The organism is Peribacillus sp. P4_D6, from assembly GCF_056401795.1.
Window position 1 is genome coordinate 1 of sequence record NZ_JBFUIQ010000338.1, and the last position, 1,226, is coordinate 1,226.

The window sequence follows — 1,226 nt, forward strand, 5'->3', positions numbered from 1 at the left end:
GATTTCGAGCAGGGCAACAAGCGGGGTTTTTCCCAGGACCAAGACAAATGCCATCGTGGCCTAATGAAATTGACATAAGAGTTGGAACACCYAATGGTCAGGAATGGTCTGGCAAGGTTGTTTTACCACAAAATGGTCCGACATTCGAGCCTTAACTGAATCCAGATATAATAAATGATACCCTTCAATTGAAATGAAATGTATCGATCGACACAACTTTCCAATGAACATTAAATCCTAAAAAGGACCTGTCCACTTCAACGTCATGGTTTTTATCAACAATAAAATCAACATTATAACAAAAAACCGGGCACATTGTGCCCGGTTTCTTAAATTCGCATCTTATTTTGCCGCTTTCGCCGCTTCGATTGCACCTTCGTAATTTGGATGGTTCGTACCTTCACTCACATATTCTACATATGTGATTTCATCAGAGCTGTTCACAACGAATACAGAGCGAGCCAATAGACGAAGTTCTTGCATGACGACACCATATGCTTCACCGAATGAAAGGTCACGGTGATCGGAAAGAACTTGAACATTGTCCAAGCCGCTGGCAGCACACCAGCGTTTTTGCGCGAAAGGAAGGTCGTTACTGATCGTCAGTACTTTCACATTATCCAATTTTGCCGCTTCTTCGTTGAATTTACGTGTCTGTGCATCACATACGCCTGTATCCACGGATGGAACAACGCTGATAATGCGGACAGAACCCTTGGAGTCGCTTAAAGTAACCGGTGATAAGTCATTAGCCAATACTGTAAAATCAGGTGCTTTGTCCCCAACTTTTAGTTCTTGTCCCACTAAAGTGATCGGGTTGTTCTTAAATGTAACTGAAGCCATTAATAATTCCTCCCTTTTCTGCTATATGTACAAGCATAATAATATTTGTTTTGCCGGAATTTTGCAATTAATTGAATCAGGAAATGTGAATGRTGCATGCACAAGTTCGCCATCCGAGCTTTTTTCGGTGCAAAGGAAGAATGCAGCAAAAAGAAAAACTCGGCGGATGCCGAGTCGCAATTAGAAGTCTATATCCTGTTTAGGTTCTTGGTACCTGTTTACAGCTGGTTGACTGCCGCCTTGGTATTGATTATTTCCTTGGTTTTGATTATTGCCTTGCTTTTGATAATTGTCTTTCTTGGATAGCATGGACTGAATCTTATCGACGACTTGAGGAGCTAAATCCATCATTTTTTCTAGAAGGTGCGTCCCTTCATCGAGAT

At 41.6% G+C, this 1,226-nt stretch carries 1 protein-coding gene and 1 pseudogene; both read right to left on the reverse strand.

Features of this window, described 5'->3' with window-relative positions; all coding sequences use genetic code 11:
* Positions 1-342: 342 nt before the first annotated feature.
* The gene (gene tpx, locus AC1DVB_RS27370; RefSeq protein WP_034309176.1) at positions 343-843 is read right to left on the reverse strand and encodes a thiol peroxidase; all 501 of its coding nucleotides are present in this window, start codon (positions 841-843) and stop codon (positions 343-345) included.
* A 180-nt stretch (positions 844-1,023) separates the two neighbouring features.
* Positions 1,024-1,226: pseudogene (locus AC1DVB_RS27375) on the reverse strand (GerW family sporulation protein); the annotation flags it as partial.